The 19,879-nt window shown below is 54.5% G+C and carries 16 protein-coding genes; 1 reads left to right on the top strand and 15 read right to left on the bottom strand.

Annotated elements, in window-relative coordinates:
* Nucleotides 1–15 precede the first annotated feature (15 nt).
* The 10 genes from ACN0VM_RS00455 to aspS form a co-directional block, all read right to left on the bottom strand.
* Complete coding sequence (locus tag ACN0VM_RS00455) at nucleotides 16–768, bottom strand: ABC transporter permease (protein WP_417448865.1); 753 nt, start codon at nucleotides 766–768, stop codon at nucleotides 16–18.
* On the bottom strand, nucleotides 765–1,490 hold the full coding sequence (locus tag ACN0VM_RS00450; RefSeq protein WP_417448864.1) for an ABC transporter ATP-binding protein: 726 nt from the start codon (nucleotides 1,488–1,490) through the stop codon (nucleotides 765–767). The genes ACN0VM_RS00455 and ACN0VM_RS00450 overlap by 4 nt, the downstream gene beginning before the upstream one ends.
* Nucleotides 1,490–2,455: an ABC transporter substrate-binding protein gene (locus ACN0VM_RS00445; RefSeq protein WP_417448863.1), complete on the bottom strand. Its 966-nt coding sequence runs from the start codon at nucleotides 2,453–2,455 to the stop codon at nucleotides 1,490–1,492. The genes ACN0VM_RS00450 and ACN0VM_RS00445 overlap by 1 nt, the downstream gene beginning before the upstream one ends.
* A gap of 52 nt (nucleotides 2,456–2,507) precedes the next feature.
* Complete coding sequence (gene der / locus ACN0VM_RS00440) at nucleotides 2,508–3,959, bottom strand: ribosome biogenesis GTPase Der (protein ID WP_417448862.1); 1,452 nt, start codon at nucleotides 3,957–3,959, stop codon at nucleotides 2,508–2,510.
* 49 nt (nucleotides 3,960–4,008) lie between these two features.
* Nucleotides 4,009–5,343: a PQQ-binding-like beta-propeller repeat protein gene (locus ACN0VM_RS00435; RefSeq protein ID WP_417448861.1), complete on the bottom strand. Its 1,335-nt coding sequence runs from the start codon at nucleotides 5,341–5,343 to the stop codon at nucleotides 4,009–4,011.
* A gap of 8 nt (nucleotides 5,344–5,351) precedes the next feature.
* Nucleotides 5,352–6,107 carry a tetratricopeptide repeat protein gene (locus ACN0VM_RS00430; RefSeq protein WP_417448860.1) on the bottom strand — a complete coding sequence of 252 codons (756 nt, stop codon included), beginning with the start codon at nucleotides 6,105–6,107 and terminating at the stop codon, nucleotides 5,352–5,354.
* 220 nt (nucleotides 6,108–6,327) lie between these two features.
* Nucleotides 6,328–7,290: a hypothetical protein gene (locus ACN0VM_RS00425; protein WP_417448859.1), complete on the bottom strand. Its 963-nt coding sequence runs from the start codon at nucleotides 7,288–7,290 to the stop codon at nucleotides 6,328–6,330.
* Between the two features lie 71 nt (nucleotides 7,291–7,361).
* Nucleotides 7,362–8,213 carry a 3-methyl-2-oxobutanoate hydroxymethyltransferase gene (panB, locus tag ACN0VM_RS00420; RefSeq protein WP_417448858.1) on the bottom strand — a complete coding sequence of 284 codons (852 nt, stop codon included), beginning with the start codon at nucleotides 8,211–8,213 and terminating at the stop codon, nucleotides 7,362–7,364.
* A 134-nt stretch (nucleotides 8,214–8,347) separates the two neighbouring features.
* Entirely contained in the window at nucleotides 8,348–9,895 is a 1,548-nt protein-coding gene (guaA, locus tag ACN0VM_RS00415) for a glutamine-hydrolyzing GMP synthase (RefSeq protein ID WP_417448857.1), read from the bottom strand.
* Nucleotides 9,896–9,989: 94 nt separating this feature from the next.
* Nucleotides 9,990–11,774, bottom strand: coding sequence for an aspartate--tRNA ligase (gene aspS, locus ACN0VM_RS00410; protein WP_417448856.1), 1,785 nt, complete (start codon nucleotides 11,772–11,774; stop codon nucleotides 9,990–9,992).
* 176 nt (nucleotides 11,775–11,950) lie between these two features.
* Here aspS and rnd point away from each other — a divergent pair, with 176 nt between their 5' ends.
* Nucleotides 11,951–13,135 (top strand): ribonuclease D, encoded by a 1,185-nt coding sequence (gene rnd / locus ACN0VM_RS00405; protein ID WP_417448855.1) that lies wholly within the window; start codon nucleotides 11,951–11,953, stop codon nucleotides 13,133–13,135.
* On the opposite strand, the gene ACN0VM_RS00400 is transcribed toward rnd, so the two are convergent.
* The 5 genes from ACN0VM_RS00400 to ACN0VM_RS00380 form a co-directional block, all read right to left on the bottom strand.
* Nucleotides 13,132–14,649: a Ppx/GppA family phosphatase gene (locus ACN0VM_RS00400; protein WP_417448854.1), complete on the bottom strand. Its 1,518-nt coding sequence runs from the start codon at nucleotides 14,647–14,649 to the stop codon at nucleotides 13,132–13,134. The genes rnd and ACN0VM_RS00400 overlap by 4 nt on opposite strands.
* Before the next feature lie 5 nt (nucleotides 14,650–14,654).
* Nucleotides 14,655–16,904 carry an RNA degradosome polyphosphate kinase gene (locus ACN0VM_RS00395; RefSeq protein ID WP_417449026.1) on the bottom strand — a complete coding sequence of 750 codons (2,250 nt, stop codon included), beginning with the start codon at nucleotides 16,902–16,904 and terminating at the stop codon, nucleotides 14,655–14,657.
* Nucleotides 16,905–16,972: 68 nt separating this feature from the next.
* Nucleotides 16,973–17,635, bottom strand: a complete 663-nt coding sequence (locus ACN0VM_RS00390; RefSeq protein WP_417448853.1) for an HdaA/DnaA family protein — start codon at nucleotides 17,633–17,635, stop codon at nucleotides 16,973–16,975.
* Entirely contained in the window at nucleotides 17,622–18,734 is a 1,113-nt protein-coding gene (locus ACN0VM_RS00385; RefSeq protein WP_417448852.1) for an AI-2E family transporter, read from the bottom strand. The genes ACN0VM_RS00390 and ACN0VM_RS00385 overlap by 14 nt, the downstream gene beginning before the upstream one ends.
* A 21-nt stretch (nucleotides 18,735–18,755) precedes the next feature.
* Nucleotides 18,756–19,877 carry a hypothetical protein gene (locus ACN0VM_RS00380; RefSeq protein WP_417448851.1) on the bottom strand — a complete coding sequence of 374 codons (1,122 nt, stop codon included), beginning with the start codon at nucleotides 19,875–19,877 and terminating at the stop codon, nucleotides 18,756–18,758.
* Nucleotides 19,878–19,879: the final 2 nt, after the last annotated feature.

Below are 19,879 nucleotides of genomic sequence, written 5' to 3'. Positions count from 1 at the left end.
GTGTCGCGTCACTTGCTATTTTCTATACCGCAGCACCCATTTTTCGAGCGTGGTAAAGCTATAGAAAATTGTAACTCCCATCAGGCTTAGCAGGATGAGGCCGGCAAACATTTTGTCGGTCTGCAGGCGGTTGCCTGCCTCAAGAATGCGCCAGGCCAGCCCTGTGGCCTCACCAGAGCCGGCGACAAATTCAGCAACGACGGCACCAATAAGGGCGAAGCCACCGCTTATTTTCAAGCTTGCCAGCAGATACGGCAAGGCTGTAGGCCACAGAAGGCGCCAGAAACGCTGCCACCGTGTTGCACCGTAAAGCGTGAACAAGTCGTTCAGGTTAGGGTCCACAGACCGAAGACCCGCCGACATATTGGCAAGGATAGGGAAAAATGCGGCCAGCCACGCAATGATCACAAGCGCCCGCTCTACATGATCGATGCCGACCCATATCAACACCAGTGGTGCGATGGAAACGATAGGGGTCACCTGAAGAATTACGGCGAATGGATAAATGGTGATCTCGACGGTGCGGCTCAGGCTGAAGGCAAGCGCCAGCAGGACGCCGCTAAGTACAGCAGCGACAAGAGCAACCAGTGTTACCTTGAGGGTCGTGCCAGCCGCGGACATCAGGGGCACAAAATTTTCAAAAAAAGCGTTAACCACTGAAGCTGGCGACGGCAGGATGAATTTGGGCACGCTACCGGACGCGACCCAAAAATGCCAGATGAGGATAATGACTAAAAGCGCCAGAAGCGGGAAAAGGACGCGCTTCATGATTCCGCCTCCAGCAGCATTGAGGTTTCGGCGACAGCAGTGGTAAAGGCCGCAGAACTGCGCTGCTCGGATACCGGCGCTCTTCTATCAAGTTTTGGTTTAATTTCACCTTTTATCATGCCGTTTTTTATGACTAAAATACGGTCAGAAAGATATGCAGCTTCATAAATACTGTGCGTAACAAAAAGCGCTGACCAGCCCTGTTCACGGCGAAGCTTGAGCAACATTTCATTCATATGGAACCGCAAGATTTCATCCAGCGCAGCGAAAGGCTCATCAAGCAATAAAAGTTCCGGTCGGGCGACAAGCGCCCGCGCGATGGAGACCCGCATCCGCTGGCCTCCAGACAGTTTTTGTGGATAGCGGGCGGCCAAGCCGTCGAGGCCAACCGCACGAAGCGTATGCAGCGCGGCATCCTTATCCTGCGCGCTAATGCCTGTCAGGCTTAGCGGTAACAATACGTTTTCAAGCACCGTCGCCCACGGCATAAGCGCGGCATCCTGAAACACAAAAGACAGTCGCTTTTGCCCCTGAGGCCAGTCTAAGGCGCCTTCGTTTGCAGGCAACAGCCCCGAGACAAGGCGCAATATGGTGGACTTGCCACAGCCGCTGGGCCCGAGAAGCGAGACAATCTCCCCTGCCCGCACGTCAAAGGACACATTGTTGATGACGGGCCGCTCTGCTTCAGGGTAAGCGAATTTAAGCGAAGATACCCTTAACATCAGTTTTTGGCTTCGCTGGGCAGGAACTCAAGCGTATAGGCATTTTTGACATCGAGGCCGCGCTCAATAATACCAAGCGCTGACATTTCTTCATAAAAACTGGCCCAGCGTGCATCTTCCATCTGGCCAACATTGTTTTTGTTTCCCAACATGGCGTTGTCACGCATTTTTCCGATCGCGAACGCGATCAGGTCGGGTGTCATCTCAGAGTTGTCTCTCAAAATAAGCGAGTTTCCTGGGCCTGGATCGCCCCAGACATAATCCTGCCAGCCCTCGATTGAGGCTGCGACAAAGGCTTTTACGACACTGCGATGTGATGTCAGGTAGTCGTCACGTACCATTACCATGCTGGCATATCCTGGGTAGCCGGCATCTGCGAAGAGGAATACTTTGGGTGTCACGCCAGCTTGCATGGCAGTATAGGGCTCAGACGATAGATAGCCTTCCTGCACTGTATTTTTATTCACCAACCATGGTGCCAGCGAATAGGTATATTTTCTGATCTGGCTTCCCTGAAAGCCGAATTTGGCTTCAAGCCAGGGCCAGAAGGTCGCCACGGCGCTGTCGGAGATAAAAACAGACCGACCGCGCAGATCACCGATAGAGGCCGCGTCCACATGGGGATGCACCATCAACACCTGAGGGTCTTTCTGAAAGGACGCCATCACCACTTTAATCCTCGCGCCCGCGCCGATCAGATTCAGCGGTTGAAAGCTATTGGAGGCCATGGCGATATCAAGGGCGCCCGCCGCCATAAGCCGGGGATTATCGGTTTGCGGGCCACCGGGCCGAATGCGGACATCAAGGCCGCGCTTTTTATAGAAACCTTTGGCAACAGCCTGATAAAAGCCGCCGTGCTCTGCTTGCGCTTTCCAGTCAGTCGCAAACACAACGGCCTGATCTTCAGCGCGTCCCGGCACGCTGAAAACAAAGCTGATCAAAAGAAAGAATGTGAGCCGCCTCATGACACATGATCATAATGCGCTTTGGCACGGCGTCAAAATAAAGCTGTGGCTGTTACCGCTTTTTCTTGCGGCGGCTTTCATAGGGGTTTTTACCCTTCTTCAACAGCATGCGGATTGGTGCGCCCGGCAGGTTGAAGTCCCGCCTCAGCTCATTCTCCAGATATCGCTTATAGCTGTCGGGTAGGTCATCCGGCCTGTTACAGAACAACAGGAAGGTTGGCGGGCGGGTCTTGATTTGTGCACCGTAGCGAATCTTGATGCGCCGCCCGGCAACCGAAGGTGCAGGATGTTTCTCCAGTGTATCCGTTAGCCACTGGTTGAATGCTGACGTTGGAATACGTGCGTTCCATATCTCATAGGCCTCTGCGACGGCGGGCATCAATTTGTGAATGCCAGCCTCAGTCAAGGCAGAGAAGTTCACAATTTTGACGCCCTTGAGCTGAGGTAGGCTGCGGGTTAGTGCATCCTTGAGCTGACGCTGGGTTTCAAGGCGGTCATCAACGGCGTCCCATTTATTGAGCGCAATAACCAGCGCACGACCTTCGTCTGCAACGCGTTCGGCGATCTTGAGATCTTGTTTTTCAATGCCAATCTCGGCATCCAGCAGCAGCACGACTACCTCGGCAAACTGTACAGCCCGCATTGTATCGGCGACCGATAGTTTTTCGAGCTTTTCGGTAACCCTCGCCCTGCGGCGCAACCCGGCGGTATCAAACAGCTTTACCGGCAGGCCATCCCACTCCCAGTCAACCGCAATCGAATCCCGCGTCAGGCCGGCTTCAGGCCCCGTTATGAGGCGTTCCTCGCCAACCAAGGCGTTGATAAGCGTTGATTTGCCCGCGTTTGGCCGTCCTACAATTGCGAGCCTGAGCGGACGAATTTCCTCTTCAGCATCCTCTGGGTCAACAAACTCATACCCCATGTCGCCCTCTGTGGGGCCGGTGTCGACATTCTTTGGTCGCCCGTCGGCAAACTCATCGTCCTCGCCTTCATAAGGGTTCACTCCCTGCCCTTTCAGGGCGGCAACGATGGCGGCATATAGCTCGCCAAGTCCTTCGCCGTGTTCAGCGGACAGTCCGATTGGTTCGCCCAGGCCCAGCGCGTAAGCCTCATAGATATTATCAATAACCGCATTACCTTCGCATTTGTTTGCAGCAAGGATTACCGGCTTGTTGCCGCGCCGCAGCCACAAGGCAAAATGCTCGTCCATTGATGTCACGCCCGCGCGGGCGTCATACAGCATCAAGGCAATGTCGGCTTCTTGCAGTGCGATCTCGGTCTGGCGGCGCATGCGGTCGGGTAGCGACCCGGCTTCGCCTTCCTCAAGGCCAGCTGTGTCGATGATGTCAAACTCAAGGTCGGCAATGCGCCCCTCGCCCCGGCGCCGGTCACGCGTTACACCGGGGGTGTCGTCGACAATGGCAATCTTTTTGCCAACCAGTCGGTTGAACAAAGTCGATTTCCCAACGTTGGGACGACCAACAATGGCAACTGTAAAGCCCATCTGTAATATCTTTCGGCTAGGCCACTTAAGGCCAGTCAGGTACTGTCGCCTATCGGTAGGCGACCAGTTCACCCGTGTCTGTCAGCACAATAAAGGTGCCGTTTACCACAATTGGCGCTGTGGAACTACCCGCAGGCATTTCAACGGCGCTTAGAACCGCACCAGTATATGGCGAGAGGCTCACGGCATAACCGTGCGAGCTTGTCACCAGCAGGCGGTCACCGGCCAGAACTGGGCCATTCCATTTGATCAGGTCGCGACGTTTTTCCTGATTTTCAAATCGCTGTAGCTGGGAAACCCAGCGCACACGACCATCACCAAGCGCGACGGCAACAATCTGGCTGTCGATCGTCGTGACGAAAGCAAAATCACCGGCAACCCATGGCATGTTAACGCCTGCGATATCAGCTTCCCAGGACCGCTCACCACTACGCATATCGATGGCAACCATACTGCCAGCGTGGCTGACGGCATATACTTTGCCGCGATCAATGACCGGTTCACCGTCAATATCCGACAGTGTGGCCAAGGGGGTCAGGCGACGGGAACTTGAAAGCGCATCCTGCCACAGGATACGGCCATTAGCACCACGAAGCGCGATCAACTCACCGGAGGACAAGGCCGCAATCAAGGCTGTGCCATCATACGCAGGACTGGCGGCACCAAGCATGCCAGCCGTTTCAGCAATACCAACCTGTTCCCAAATGACCGAGCCATCCGCCGCATTGAAAGCCAGCATCTGGTTATCATGTGTAATAGCGAAGACCCGGTTACCCGATGCGGTTGGTGCACCGCGGAATGGAACCTCGCCCTTATGGTGCCATATTTGCCGCCCGTTTTTTGCATCCAGTGCCACAACAGAACCATAGCCGGATGTGACGTATAGATTTCCGCCTGCGTATGCAACGCCGCCGCCGAATCCGACATCGCTGCGCTCTTTAGAGACATCTTTGAGGTCGTTTTTCCAAAGTTGCCGGCCATCCGAAAGCGCAACAGCGGTTACGCCGCCGCGGGTATCCACGGCGAACACGCGGCCATCAGCTGACACCGGGCCTGCTACCATGCGTTCGTATTTGTCATTGCCTGCACCGATCTTACGGCGCCATGCGAGCGAAAGGCTGTCAGCCAGGTCAAGATGCTGAACCCGGTGGGATGGGTTCCCGCCGACTTGTGCCCAGTTACCGTTTGTGTAGGGAGCCGGCAGCACAACAGGCAGACTGGCAATGCCGCTATCTGCATCTAGAATTTGGGTCGAGCTCAAAATGGCGATCCGCTCGCGGCCCTCGTCATCATATTTGCCGCGCGGTTTTTTACTGCCGCCACTACACGCGGCTACTGCCAACGCAGTCATCCCCAGAAGGCCGAAACGCAAAACTTTATTCATGGGCGAACTCACTGCGCCTCTCCTTCGTCTTCGGTGCCGGTTGATGCTTCATCAGCCGCCGGTGGGGTGGTTAGGGCTGGCGTCACATCACCGGACATCATCTGTCTGGCTTCAACGAAGCTCCGAAACTGGTTGGCGCGTGCCTTCAGCGATTGAGGGCTTTCCGCGTCATCAGCCAGCAAGGCAAACTTTGACAAGGCGTCCTCAAGCCGGCCCTGCCGAAGATCAATCAACGCCAATTGTTCCTGGGCTGCGAAGTACCACGCGTTACCTTTTACAGCGACTGTCGCCAGGCGACCGCGGGCATCATCAGGCTTATTCATCTTCCCTGCCATCAGCATACCGGCTTGCAGGCGCGCAAAGTCGCGCAGGGCTGTATCCGCGCCGCTTTCTGCTGCGAGAGCGTCATATGCGTCCAGGGCGCGCTGCGGCTGTCCGGCATCAATCGCGGCGGCGGCAAGACGAAGCTGTGCCAGCGCGCCATATCCACTACGCATTGACGGGGCGGAGTTTTCCCAGACTTTCAAGGCATCTGCGCCGTCAGCCGAGGCTGCTTCAACTGCCTGTTCAAATGCTGCCGAGTTTTTCTGCTCTTCAGATTTGGTGTATGCGTCATAGCCTTCGGTACCAGCGACAATAGCCACGATAGCGACAGCAGTACCGATAAGATACTTGCCATACGCTTTCCAAAGGTTGTGCATGCGCTCGCGGCGCACTTCATCATCGACTTCCTGCGTGAGAAGATCGGAATTCAGGTCCGACACACTATACTCCCCAGACAAAGCCGCCTCTCTTATCAAACGGAGGCGGCGTCTATTAGACCGTTAATATTGGGCAAACGCCTTGTGAATTGGCCGCTACAATAGCCAAAGCCTCGCCAAGACGCAAACCTAGAAAACACTATTTAGCAGAGCACCGGATTGTGTTGATTTTTCGGCGTGGTCAATTGGTTATAATTGGGCATTAAATGTGCATTTTGCTCGCTCATTTGCGCGGTATTCTGATGCTGTTTGCAAATGCCAATAACCTCTCGGCCTCACGCCCGCGGGAAAACATGTCGTCCAATCGCACAATGTCGTCCTCAAAGGCCGCGGAATCGGCTTTGCCACTCTCAATGAAATCGATAGCAGCACGGGTTTGTTGTACGAAGGTTTTGAGGTCGCCGCTGTCGACAGCTCTGAAGAGCGGCGGTCGGAAATACTCTTTACCCGCTTCACCGGTGTATCCGACAACCACGTTACCGCTCAAGGCCGCCTCCAGAGGCGGTAAGCCAACGCCTTCCAGCGAGGAAAAAGATAAAAAGACCGAGCTTGCAGACAACGCGGCCGCAACTTCGGCCTCGTGGGCGCCATCAATGGCTGCAAATTGCCAGCCCTGCGGCAAATATGGGCGCAAAAAGAAACGCAGCAGCTTGGAGTGCTGCGGCAACCGGCGAGGCATATAGCTTAAAAGCTTTTGTTTATTGCCGCGCCGCCTATTGCGAAAAGCGGGGCCAATACTGAGCTGGACACGCATGATCTTTTCCGAGGGAAGCTGCGGAAATGCCAACCTGATCATCTCAGTCGTATCATCAGAAATTGATAGAATCACATCCGCCGCTTCATAGGCACGGCTCAGGCTGTCGTAGCCGTCTGACATTCGCCCCTCAGACAACAAGTAGCCATTTTGCACAAAAATGCCGAAGTGCATCCTCTTTGCCATGCATTGCAGGCCAGTCGTACCTGCCCATACATCCGGCACGACAAAAAAGTCGTCCTTGAGGTTAAATGCAGTATCACGTTTGATTTCTGCGCCGTGATCAAACCAGCTACAGGTGAAATCAGGCTGTTCAGGATGGAAAACACAGGCTTCCACACCTTGCTCGGCCAATAATGCCGCATGTTGGTAGATGACTTTAACGCCACCAATCGCTTTATCTGTAGCGGGTGCAAAATAGACAATCGCCATGACCATTTAACCTGCTTACAAGAGAGCGACGGACAACCGGGGCGCACGTTTCAGGGGGTGCTGGTTCGGTTTCAGGAGTTTGAGCCGCGCATCTTATAGGTATGCTCTTCGCCGGGGAAAGCTCGCGTCCGTACTTCCCGGGCATAACTGTCTATGGCGTCTTCAATCCCTGCTGCAAGCTCAGCGTAGCGCTTTACAAATTTCGGGTTGATAGCAAACAAGCCAAGCATGTCCTCTGTCACCAGAATCTGGCCATCGCAGGCATTTGATGCGCCGATACCAATCACTGGTATGGCAATTTCTTCGGTGACTTTGCGCGCCAATGGCTCCGCCACCCCTTCAAGCACCACAGCAAAGGCCCCAGCGTCCTGAACAGCCTTTGCATCTTCCAGAATTGGTTGCCATTCATCCACGCTGCGCCCGCGCGCGCCGTAACCGCCGTTGGTGTGAACCGACTGGGGCATCAGACCGACGTGCCCCAGTACAGGTATGCCCCGCCGCGTTAAAAATTTTATCGTGTCTGCCAGTTCTACGCCGCCCTCAAGCTTAACAGCGCCTGCCCCGGTCTCAGACAGGATGCGCGCAGCATTGCGGAACGCCAACTCCCTGGACTCCTCATAGGAACCAAAAGGCATATCAACCACAACAAGGGCCTGCTTTGCGCCGCGGCATACCGCGCGACCATGACGGATCATGGTTTCCACATCGACACCCAAGGTCGATTCAAGTCCATATAGGACCATGCCGACGCTGTCCCCTACGAGCAGCAGGTCACAGTATTTGTCGAGCCGCGCCGCCATCGGCGTAATATAGGCCGTAAGGCACACAATGGGGGTGCCGCCCTTCATCTGCGCGATATTCTTGGCGGTTTGCTGGCGCTTGGGGCGCGCATCCACAGATACGTCTTTGGGTTCAGTCGACATGGCGGCCTCTCCTTACTGCAATAGGTGCATCACCGATGGTGCTGAACATATAGTGTGCAGCACGATAAAAAGCAAAGATATAGCTGGCAGGATGAAAGGCGTCCGCCGGAGGTGAATCCGGCGGTTAGCAACCCTTATTCCCACTCAATCGTTCCGGGAGGTTTTGACGTGATGTCATAGACGACCCTGTTGATGCCGCGCACTTCGTTGATAATGCGCGTGGCCGTGCGGCCAAGGAAGTCATGTGGGAATGGGTAATAATCTGCCGTCATGCCGTCGGTGGACGTTACGGCCCTCAGTGCGCAAACATGGTCATAGGTTCTGGCGTCACCCATAACGCCAACGGTTTTCACCGGCAGAAGCACGGCAAAAGCCTGCCATATGGTGTCATATAGCCCTGCGTTGCGGATCTCTTCAAGATAGATAGCGTCCGCCTTTCTGAGGATATCCGCCTTCTCACGGGTAATCTCACCGGGGATACGGATGGCAAGCCCGGGCCCCGGAAACGGGTGACGGCCGACAAAGTCGTCATGCAGGCCCAATTCACGACCCAGTTCGCGCACTTCGTCCTTGAACAGCTCGCGAAGCGGTTCCACGAGGTCCATGTTCATGCGCTCAGGCAGGCCGCCCACATTATGGTGTGACTTGATGGTCACCGATGGTCCGCCAATGAAGGAAACACTTTCGATTACATCCGGGTACAACGTGCCCTGAGCAAGGAAATCTGCGCCGCCTACAGCACGTGCTTCTTCTTCAAACACGTCGATGAACAGCTTACCGATGGTCTTGCGTTTTGTCTCGGGGTCGCTGATACCGGCGAGCGCGCCAAGGAACAGGTCAGACGCATCGCGGTGCACAAGGTTGATGTTGTAGTGCTCGCGGAACAGGTTCACCACCTGATCGCTTTCGCCCTGACGCATCAGGCCATGATCGACATATACACAGGTCAACTGGTCACCGATAGCTTCGTGGATGAGCACGGCGACCACGGAACTGTCCACACCACCGGATAGACCGCAAATGACCTTGCCGTCGCCGACTTGTTCGCGGATTTCCTTGATCTTGGTGTCACGGAAGCTGGCCATGGTCCAGTCACCGGGGCAACCGCAGATGTTTTTAACAAAATTCTGGATCAGTTGTGCGCCGTGAGGGGTGTGCATTACCTCTGGGTGGAACTGAACGCCATAGAAACGTTTTTCATCGTTGGCAACAACCGCAAATGGGGCGCCCTCACTGGTTGCGACAACTTTGAAGCCGCCTGGCAGGCGGTCCACATGGTCACCGTGGCTCATCCAGACCTGCTCGCGGTCGCCGACGGACCAAACGCCTTCAAACAGGGCGCAAGATTGTTTCACGTCAACGAAGGCGCGCCCAAACTCCTGATGGTCGGACGCTGTGACGCTGCCGCCAAGCTGCGAAACCATGGTTTGCTGACCGTAGCAGATACCCAGAATGGGAATGCCCATGGTGTAAATACGGTCAGGCGCGCGCGGCGTGTCTTCGTGTGTCACGCTGGCCGGGCCACCACCAAGGATGATACCCGCCGGGTTAAAGCTGCCCAAAACTTCCGTGGCTTTGTTGAAGGGAACAATCTCACAGTAAACGCCAGCTTCGCGTACACGCCGCGCGATAAGCTGAGTTACCTGCGAACCGAAATCAAGGATAAGGATTTTGTCTTTCATCAACCGGTCTCACTATTGGTGCGGGCAGGTGAGCAAGGCCCGCGCCCTGCCCTTAAATGGCAAGAAGGGGCCGCGCGGGCCCCATCTCTGTACCTTATTCGGTTTCTTTTTTCACCGGCTCGACGCAGCGAATGTGCAGCTCCCTGAGCTGTTTCGCGCTGACGGTCGAGGGCGCACCCATCATCAGGTCTTCCGCCTTCTGGTTCATCGGGAACAGGATGACTTCGCGAATGTTTGGCTCGTCAGCCAGCAGCATGACCATGCGGTCAACGCCCGGTGCCAGGCCACCATGCGGCGGCGCGCCATATTTGAACGCGTTCAGCATACCGCCAAACTCGGCTTCAACGGTGGCTTCATCGTAACCCGCGATACCAAACGCCTTGATCATCACATCCGGACGGTGGTTCCTGATCGCACCTGACGACAACTCAATGCCGTTACAGACGATGTCATACTGGTACGCCAGCACATCCAGCGGGTCTTGTGTTTCCAGGGCTTCCATGCCGCCTTGCGGCATGGAGAACGGGTTGTGCGAGAAGTCGATACGCTTTTCGTCTTCGTTATACTCGAACATCGGGTAGTCGACGATCCAGCAGAATTTGAACTCGTCATCGGCAATCAAATCGAGGTCTTCGCCTACTTTTGTACGCGCTACACCGGCCAGCTTCGCGGCACCAGCTTCCTTGTCACAGGCAAAAAAGACGCCATCGTTGGCGCCGAGGCCAAGCTGCTCAACAAGCTGCTGGGTGCGCTCTTCACCAAGGTTTTTTGCGATCGGGCCTCCGGGCACACCTTCCTTGATGTTAATGTAGCCAAGACCCGCAAAACCTTCGCGCTTCGCCCAGTCGTTCATGCTGTCAAAGAACTTGCGTGATTTGAGGCCCGCCTGTGGTGCCGGAATGGCGCGCACGACAGAGCCGTTTTCAACCATGCTGGCAAAAATGCCAAAACCGGAGCCACGGAAAATTTCCGTTACGTCCTGAATTTCAATCGGGTTCCTCAAGTCAGGCTTGTCGTTGCCGTATTTCAGCATGGAGTCCCTGAACGCGATGCGTGGGAACGGTGCTTCGGTAACCTTCTTGTCGGAGAATTCCTTGAACACCTCAACCAATACAGGCTCAATCGCGTTGAAGACGTCATCCTGTGTGACAAAGCTCATCTCGATATCGAGTTGATAGAACTCACCGGGGCTACGGTCGGCGCGGGCGTCTTCGTCACGGAAACACGGTGCGATCTGGAAATAACGGTCAAAGCCGGAGACCATGATCAGCTGTTTGAACTGTTGCGGAGCTTGTGGCAGCGCATAAAACTTGCCCGGATGCTGGCGCGCTGGCACGAGAAAGTCGCGCGCGCCTTCGGGGCTAGATGCCGTAAGGATCGGTGTTTGGAATTCGGTAAAGTTCTGCTCAACCATGCGGCGACGCAGGCTGTTGATAACGCCCGACCGCAGCAGGATGTTTTTGTGCAGGCGCTCGCGGCGCAGATCAAGGAAACGGTATTTCAGCCGCACATCCTCAGGATATTCTGTGTCGCCAAAGACAGGCATCGGCAGGTCACCAGCGCCGGACAATAGTTCCATGTCGTCGACATAGATTTCAACGTCGCCCGTGGGCAGGTCTTTGTTGACTGTGTCTTCCGTGCGGGCTTTCACGCGGCCGTCGATGCGGATCACGCTTTCCGCGCGAACAGCTTCCGCAGCCGCGAAACTCGCGCTATCGGTGTCGAACACGAGCTGAGTGATGCCATAATTGTCCCGAAGGTCAATAAACAGCAGACCACCATGGTCCCGTTTGCGGTGAACCCAGCCGGAAAGGCGGACAGTCTCGCCAACATGGCTGTGGCGAAGCTCGTTACAGGTGTGCGAACGATAAGCGTGCATGATGTCCTACGATCTTTTTTTAGTCTTTATCCGTGTACAAAATTTGTACAAATTTGGCCCGGAAAAGCGCATGAATGATGTCGAATGTCAAGACCACGATCACAGGATTGTAGAGAAAGGGTGACGGCTGCGCCATCCTTGTGTATTAGATGCCGCAAACAACAACGGATATTTCGATGCAGCCGATTACGGACACAAATGAACTCAGGACCCTTTGCGAGCGTTTAGCGCAAGCCGAATTTGTAACAGTTGATACCGAGTTTCTCCGCGACAACACATACTTCCCCAAGCTCTGCCTTGTGCAAGTCGCTGACGACGAAGGCCCGCATGCCATTGACCCGCTTGCGGACGGGCTTGATCTCGCGCCGTTGATGGATCTTCTCGATAATCCAAACGTGCTGAAGGTCATGCATGCCTGCAGACAGGATATGGAGATATTCTATCTGATGATGGGCAAGCTGCCCTCCCCTGTTTTCGATACGCAGGTTGCCGCCATGGTATGTGGTTTTGGCGACTCGGTCGGCTATGAAACACTGGTGACCAAGATCGCCAAAGCGCAGTTGGATAAGTCTGCACGTTATACCGATTGGTCCAAGCGACCACTTTCTGACACGCAACTGCATTACGCACTGGGTGATGTGACTTACCTGCGCACAATATATCGTCGTCTGGCCGGCGAGTTGAAGGCCACTGGGCGTGAACGCTGGGTCGATGAAGAAATGGCAACCCTGCGCGACCCCGGCATCTATGAGATTGCACCGGAGGACGCTTGGCAACGCCTTAAGGTGCGTACAAACAAACCCCGCTTTCTCGGCCTATTGCAGGAGCTGGCTGCTTGGCGTGAACGGCAGGCAAAAGAACGCGACCTGCCACGCAACCGTGTCGCCAAAGATGAGACACTGTTTGAAATTGCAGCGCACCCGCCCAAGGATGAAACCGCACTTGATCGTATCCGCGGTATACCTAAAGGTTTCAGCCGGTCAAAAGCCGGTAAAAGCCTGATGGAAGCGCTCGAGGCCGGAATGAACATTCCCGACAGTGAACTGCCACATATTGAGCGTGCCAAACCACGCCCGGCAACGCCGCCGATGGCGGACCTCCTGAAGGTTCTGCTGAAAATCAAATGTCAGGATGCTAAGGTAGCAGCTCGTATGGTGGCGAACGCACAGGATATTGAGAACTGGGCCGCCGAGCCTGAAAGCACTGATATCAAGGCCATGCATGGCTGGCGCTATGAGATTTTTGGCGCCGATGCTGTCAAGCTGATGAAGGGCGATCTTGGGCTGACAGCCCGTAACGGCGACATTGATGTGGTAGAACTTGTCGAGGAAGATGAACCAGAAGCTGACGAAGACGCCTAAGCCGGCGCCTTCAAATCTTTCGGGAACTCAATCACCGGCCTGCGGCCCATGAGTTGAGACAGTTGAGTCAGCCGTTTCAGTACCACCTCGTTGGTGATGTCCTTGTATACGCGGGGCACGCCCAGCATCAGTTTACTTTTACTCACTCTGAGGCGCGAAACGGTTAGTGCCGTGACGGCACCGCCGGAGAGCCGCTGTGCCAGGCGCAGCGCCGCCCCCATCATACGTGCCTCAAGTAGTTCACTGATATTGAGAAGCGGCAGGATATGAGATACGTGCGGCGCGTCAATAGCGGCACCGTATGCCTGATTAAGCGCCACAGCAAGATAAGCTCTGTCCCGGTGTGTAAGCCCGACAAAATGGCCATGCAGTACTGTTTCAACCGCTTTTTCTGCCCTGAAGTCAGGATGCCCGCGCCAGGCAACGTCGCCCAGCAGGCATATGGCGTGGTGCAGCTTGTCCCGGTGTAGCGAATCATGGATTTTGCGGTGAAACAATGGCCGCGTCCATTGGTAGATCGTTTCGGAGTGTTCAGGAAAACGGCAGCGTTCCGCGGCAAGCACATGACAGGTAAAAATAAAGGGGTCCATTTTGCGAGTGTCGGCGTCAAGCTTGTCAAAGAGGAAGCCTTCGCGCAGGCCGTAGGTTGAGACCACGGCACTTTTCGCCCGAATTGCAGCCAGCACTTCCGCCATGATGATGGCCGCAACGGGAAGTACTTCCCGGCGTGCCTCAGTCAGCGAACCGCCAAAAGGGATGTCCTGCGGCCTTAACCGGCTTAAGCGGCGGCAATAATCGGTAAATTCACGGCGACTTGAGCGGTAACCATGCAGGATAGGAAGCGGGTTTGATTTCTCGCGCATCATCAGCTTGGCAATATTCCGCCACGCGCCACCGACCATATAGAGGTTCTGGCCTGAGCAATCCGCCAACCAATCGATTTTGGCTAATTCGTCACGCAGGAAACGCCGGATATCACGGCGGTTCGCACCAAATCTACTCATGAGCCGCAATGGCCCGATAGGCAGGCTGACTGTATGGATGACAGCACCGTTCTTCATCTGAGCCAACTCAAGCGATCCCCCACCAAGGTCTCCCATGAGGCCTGTGGCACCAGGTTCGCCTGACAGTACGCCAGACGCAGATAGTCTGCCCTCTTCCCCACCCTCAATGATGCTTATATCAAGCCCGCATTCGCGTTTGACCTGCCGGGCGAAGGCCGGGCCGTTTTTCGCATCCCTGACCGCAGCTGTCGCAATCGCGTGAATGCGCTTTACATCCATCTGGTCGCACAGGGCCTTGAAACGCTTGAGTGTGGATATTGCCAGTTTGATCTGCGCCTTACCCATGCGTCCGGTTGACCCCACCTCGGAACCCAGACCGCACATCATCTTTTCGTTGAAGATGATATCAGGCACTCGCCGCAGGCCGGAGAAAACGACCAGACGAACCGAGTTTGAGCCAATATCGATCACAGCGAGATATTGGTCGAGGTGCGCCACGGCTTCAAACATACAATTTATTCCTTGACGTCATAGGCGATTACCGGCTCGATCTTGCGGTCTCCTCCCAGCGCTTTACCACGACCAGACAGAGAACTGTTGGTCATAAAATAGTGGTGAGCAATAAACTCTTTTTCACTATCCTTCAAGACTACCCGATCAAAGGAACCATCAGAGTTCATTGTCCAGCATTGGGCATTATCCTTGAGGTTCGCAGCCATTACCTGACCCATTATCTGATCATGGACGGTAGGGTTCTCGATCGGTACCAGTGTTTCAACACGCCGGTCAAAGTTTCTGGGCATCCAGTCTGCCGACGAGATAAATACCTTCGCCTGCCTCGAGGGTAGTCCGTAGCCATTCCCGAAACAGCAGATACGAGCATGCTCAAGGAACCGGCCGACGATTGACCGCACGCGTATATTCTCACTAAGCCCCTTGATGCCCGGTCTGAGCGTGCAAATACCGCGGATGATCAATTCAATTTTTACACCGTTGCACGACGCTTCATAAAGCTTGTCGATAATCTTTGCATCCAGAAGGGAATTAAGCTTCACCCAGATCGCGGCGGGTCGGCCCTCGCGTGCAAATTCAATTTCCCTGTCGATGAGCTTGATTAGCTGATCTCTGAGTGCAAACGGCGAAAGGATAAGCTTTTCAAGGCCCGCAGGCTCTACATAGCCTGTCAGGTAATTGAACATGCGGTTGGCGTCCCGCGCGATGGCTGGGTCTGCGGTGAAAAACGACAGGTCGGTATAGATACGTGCTGTAACCGGGTGGTAGTTGCCGGTGCCAAAATGGCAATAGCTTTTTAGTTTGCCGTTTTCCCGCCGGACCGCCATAGACACTTTTGCATGTGTCTTCAAATCGATGAAGCCAAAAACCACGTGGACGCCCGCACGTTCGAGGTCACGCGCCCACTTAATGTTTTGTTCTTCATCAAACCGGGCTTTGAGTTCAACGACAGCTGTGACAGATTTGCCAGCTTCTGCGGCTTCAATCAATGCGCGGATGATCTGTGACTGGGACCCTGCGCGGTACAGGGTTTGTTTGATTGCAACAACGTTATCATCGTGTGCGGCCTGACGCAGAAAATGGTGAACGACCTCAAACGACTCGTAGGGATGGTGAACGACAAAGTCTTTGGCGGCGATCGCTTCAAATATATCGCCGCCAAAATCGCGTACACGCTCAGGATAGCGCGGGTTGTAGGGCACAAACCTGAGGTCGGGGAAGTCGTCGACAATCAATTCACTGGTGTCGTTGACCCCGACAATGCCATCGACAAGCACAACTGTCTCGGTGTCTGCGTCGAGTTTGGTAACAACAAGATTGCGTAGCTTTTCAGGCATCCGGGAGTCGATTTTCAACCGAATGACTTTACCACGACGTCGGCGTTTCAGTGCGCTTTCAAAGACTCGCACAAGATCTTCAGCCTCTTCCTCTATTTCGATGTCGCTATCGCGAACCACGCGGAAAACACCACTGCCCTCACAGCGGTAACCAGGGAATAGCTGGTCCAGAAACAGCGTTAACATGTCTTCGACCGGGATGAAGCGCACGTCACCTTGGCCCGGCAGGCGAATAAACCGCTGAACATGACGTGGAACGGGCAGAAGTGCGACCATGGGCTTGTTGTCAGCGCTGCGGACCATGGACAAGGCCATGGTAAGTCCAAGGTTGGGAATAAAAGGAAATGGATGCGCCGGATCAACCGCAATCGGCGTCAGGACAGGTAAGACGTTTTCGAGAAAATAGCCTTCAATCCAGTCGTGGTCTTGTTCGGGCAGGCTTTTTCCATCCAGCACCTGAATGCGGTGATCACTCATCTCCGCTCGAAGCTGCACCCAGACAAGCTGCTGCTTCGCCATCAGGGTTTCTGCAAGATCATTTACCTGCTGGAGCTGTTGGAAAGGTGTCAGCCCATCGTCAGAACAAACTTCGATCTTCATGTCGCTTTGACCTCTCAGCCCCGCGACCCGAACCATATAAAATTCATCAAGGTTATTTCCCGATATGGAGAGAAAACGCAGTCGTTCGAGCAAAGGGTGGCGAGTGTTTTCAGCTTCTTCCAACACGCGCATGTTAAACTGAAGCCAGCTCAATTCACGGTTCAGGAATTTTTCTGCTTTGGGTGTTTGGGCGAGATGTGTGGCAATTTCCTCGCGGCTGGGCAGGTTGTTATCGCCCTGCCTCGTTGCCGACGCCTCTTTCTGACCGGCAGCCGCCGTATTGATCTGGGTCTGTTTTACGTCGCCGTCGGCCATCATCTTTGCTCCTGCATTCGTGGGGAATGCGTTGCCATAACTGAACTATGTTACAATTATTGCCGTGCTCAGGCGTCAAGGCAAGCTTTGGCCAATGCACGGGTGATTTTGCGTTTCTCCGCCAGAGCAAGCCTGTCCAGCTGCTCTACAAGCGCTTTTGCTGCATCAAATGACCGTTCAATGCGAGGCAAAACATAACTTATTACTGAAAGATCAACCTGTAACTGCCTATCAGAAAATAGTTTTACCAGAAGAACCATAAGTAAATGGTCATCAGGCTCTTTTATCTCCGCGATATGTACGGTTGCCAGCCTTGAGCGCAAATCAGGTAACGCGACCGACCAACGGTTCGGCGGTGTTTTTGCTGTAATCAATAGGCTGCTGCCATTTTCCTTGGTCCAGTTAAAAACGTGAAAAAGCGCGGTTTCGTTGAGGTTGACGGTGTCCGCGTCTTCCACCAGTATCGAGCGGCCTTCCGGCACGCGGTCCAGTTCCTGGCTGATGTCTATGCGCACGGCATCTGCCCGCTTTAGCCATGCTGAAGACAAGTGGCTTTTTCCCGACGATTGCGGGCCTATAAGCGCAACAGCGTGATGAGGCCAGTCAGGCCAGCTATCCAAAGTACCGAAAGCTGCTTCATTAGAGTGTGAAACAACAAAATCTTCCCATTCAAAGCTCGGTTTATGCGGCAGATCCAGCGGTATTTGTGCCATTTCGTCAGCCATCATCATTATTACTCTCTTTTGACGGGGGAATGTCTATGGGCGGTGCCTCCGCAGCATTAGCCTTGGGCTGCAATTCATAATGATCCAGATAATGGTCAATATAAAAGCGCACGAGCACCGCAATCGCCGCCGCTGCCGGTACCGCAACCAGCACGCCAACAAACCCGGCTATTTCCCCGCCCGCGAAGACGGCAAACAAGACCCACACCGGGTGCAGACCCACCCTTCCGCCAATGAGCTTAGGAGTCAAAAAGCCGCCCTCAATGGTTTGAACAGCAAAGAACACACCAATCACCATAGCAATATGGAGTGGGTCAAAGCCCCATTGCCCGATTGCAATGGCAACGGCCACAGCCGCCGCAAACAACGCCCCTACAAAAGGAACAAATGACATCACCCCGGCCAGTACGCCCAGTACCAGCGCAAAATCCAGCCCGACAAGCGCCCAGCCGACCCCGTAAAGCACGCCCATTGCAGTGCAGACAAGTATCTGCCCCCTGACAAACCCCGCGAGCACCGTATCAATTTTCAGTGCTTGTTCCCGTACCGTTGGCGCGGTCTTCTCAGGAAGCCAGCTATCAACCTTGGCAATGATCCTGTCCCAATCGCGTAACAGATAGAAGGCAACAACCGGCGAGATAAGCACAAGCGACAACACGCTGAATATTGCGATTCCGCCTTTGATTGCACCTGTTGCAGCGTCGCGCACCTTGGCCATAATCTCATCTGAGAACGTGGATATGAGGCCGTCAACATCGTGAGGGATATCCAAACTGAAACGCGCGGAAAGGCCTGCCATCCAATCGTTAAACCGCGGCTTGAGGGTGGCGAAGGTTTCGGGCAATTTCTGCGAAGCGGCAACAATTTGGGACTGTAGAACCGGCCAAAACGCCACCAGGATAGCAAGCAGAAGCAAGAAGAACACTGTGATGACCAACCCGGCCGCCACACTTCGGGACATATTGCGCGCTTCCAGCCGATCAGCCAATGGATCAAGAAAATAGGCTATCGCAAGCCCGGCCAGAAACGGCAGGAGGACACCCCGTGTTAAATAGAAAAAAACAGCGGCCACTGCCAAGCCGCCTATCCAGAACCATTTGTTCATACCAGCCCCCGTTGGTTGTCGCTATTGCTGGCCGTCGGCCGGAGCAAGAAGACGGTCTTGTCCGTAATATCCGAGTTCAAGGCCTGCATATCGGAGAGAGAGGATAAGTTGTTCCTCGCGCCCGGTATAGGCAAAAGAAATCTTGCTGAATGGAAGTCCCACTTGTTTCGTCTGGATATCCCGTATCAGGGTTACGTCTTCAAGTCGCCTCTGAACGGTTGTCAGCACCTCAAGCGATGTCGTCGGCACCAATGTCTCAATTTGCCCTTCCACGCCCGTATCCACAAGAAGTTGGCTTCGCCACTGACCGTCAATTGTATTGAGTACAGCTTCATACATTTGGGCAACAGCTTCTGCTTCGCCTTGCGCGCCCTCTATCTGGCCCTCTCCGCCAGTATCGCCATCCGTTGACAGGTAGCGATAGCTCAAGGTCGGCCCATACGCGGACGGCTGCCAGTCACTTGAAATCAAAAGCGCATCACCAACGCCGTAGAGTTGCGAAATTTCAAGTGCTCGCGGAACTGACAGCGCCTGTACCTCACGAAATGTAACTGCGGCACGTTCGCGGATCTCGCCGCGAGCAAAAACATATTGGCGGATACGGTTTACCCAATCGACCCGCGAATGAGCGTCTTCAAGTACAGGGTCTCTCTCCCACAGGATTTCGTCAAACCCACGCCGATGGCCATGAAGCACCAGCATGCCCTGCCCCGTACTCAGTATATGGGGCACGTGATTGTCAGCAAGAAACTGGCTCACCAGCTCGGGCTCAAACCGTATATTAAGCGTGGCTAGATAACGTCTTGAGGATGACTGCTCTTCCACAACCTCAATCGCGGTGACAAGGGACTGAATTTGAGCATTACTCAGTTCGGGAAGCCGTTGTCGGCCATCCTCCTGCACCAACTTCTGCAACAATTTCTGGTATGCCAATACCTCCGCTTTCTCCAGCGCAGTTTGCCTTGCCTGGCTGGCACGGGCGGCGGTTTCATCCACTTTAATGTCGCGGATGGTATAAAGCAGGTCTGTTGAATCACCTTGAATTTTCGCTGCCGCCCCGCCTGTAATAAACAAAATGAGGTGGCTGGCGATAAAAGCCATGGCCAGCGCCAAAACTGTGCTATTTTTTAAATAGTTACGCATAA

This window comes from Kordiimonas sp., from assembly GCF_048260245.1.
Taxonomy (GTDB): Bacteria; Pseudomonadota; Alphaproteobacteria; order Sphingomonadales; family Kordiimonadaceae; genus Kordiimonas.
This window is presented reverse-complemented; position numbering and strand designations above follow the sequence as displayed.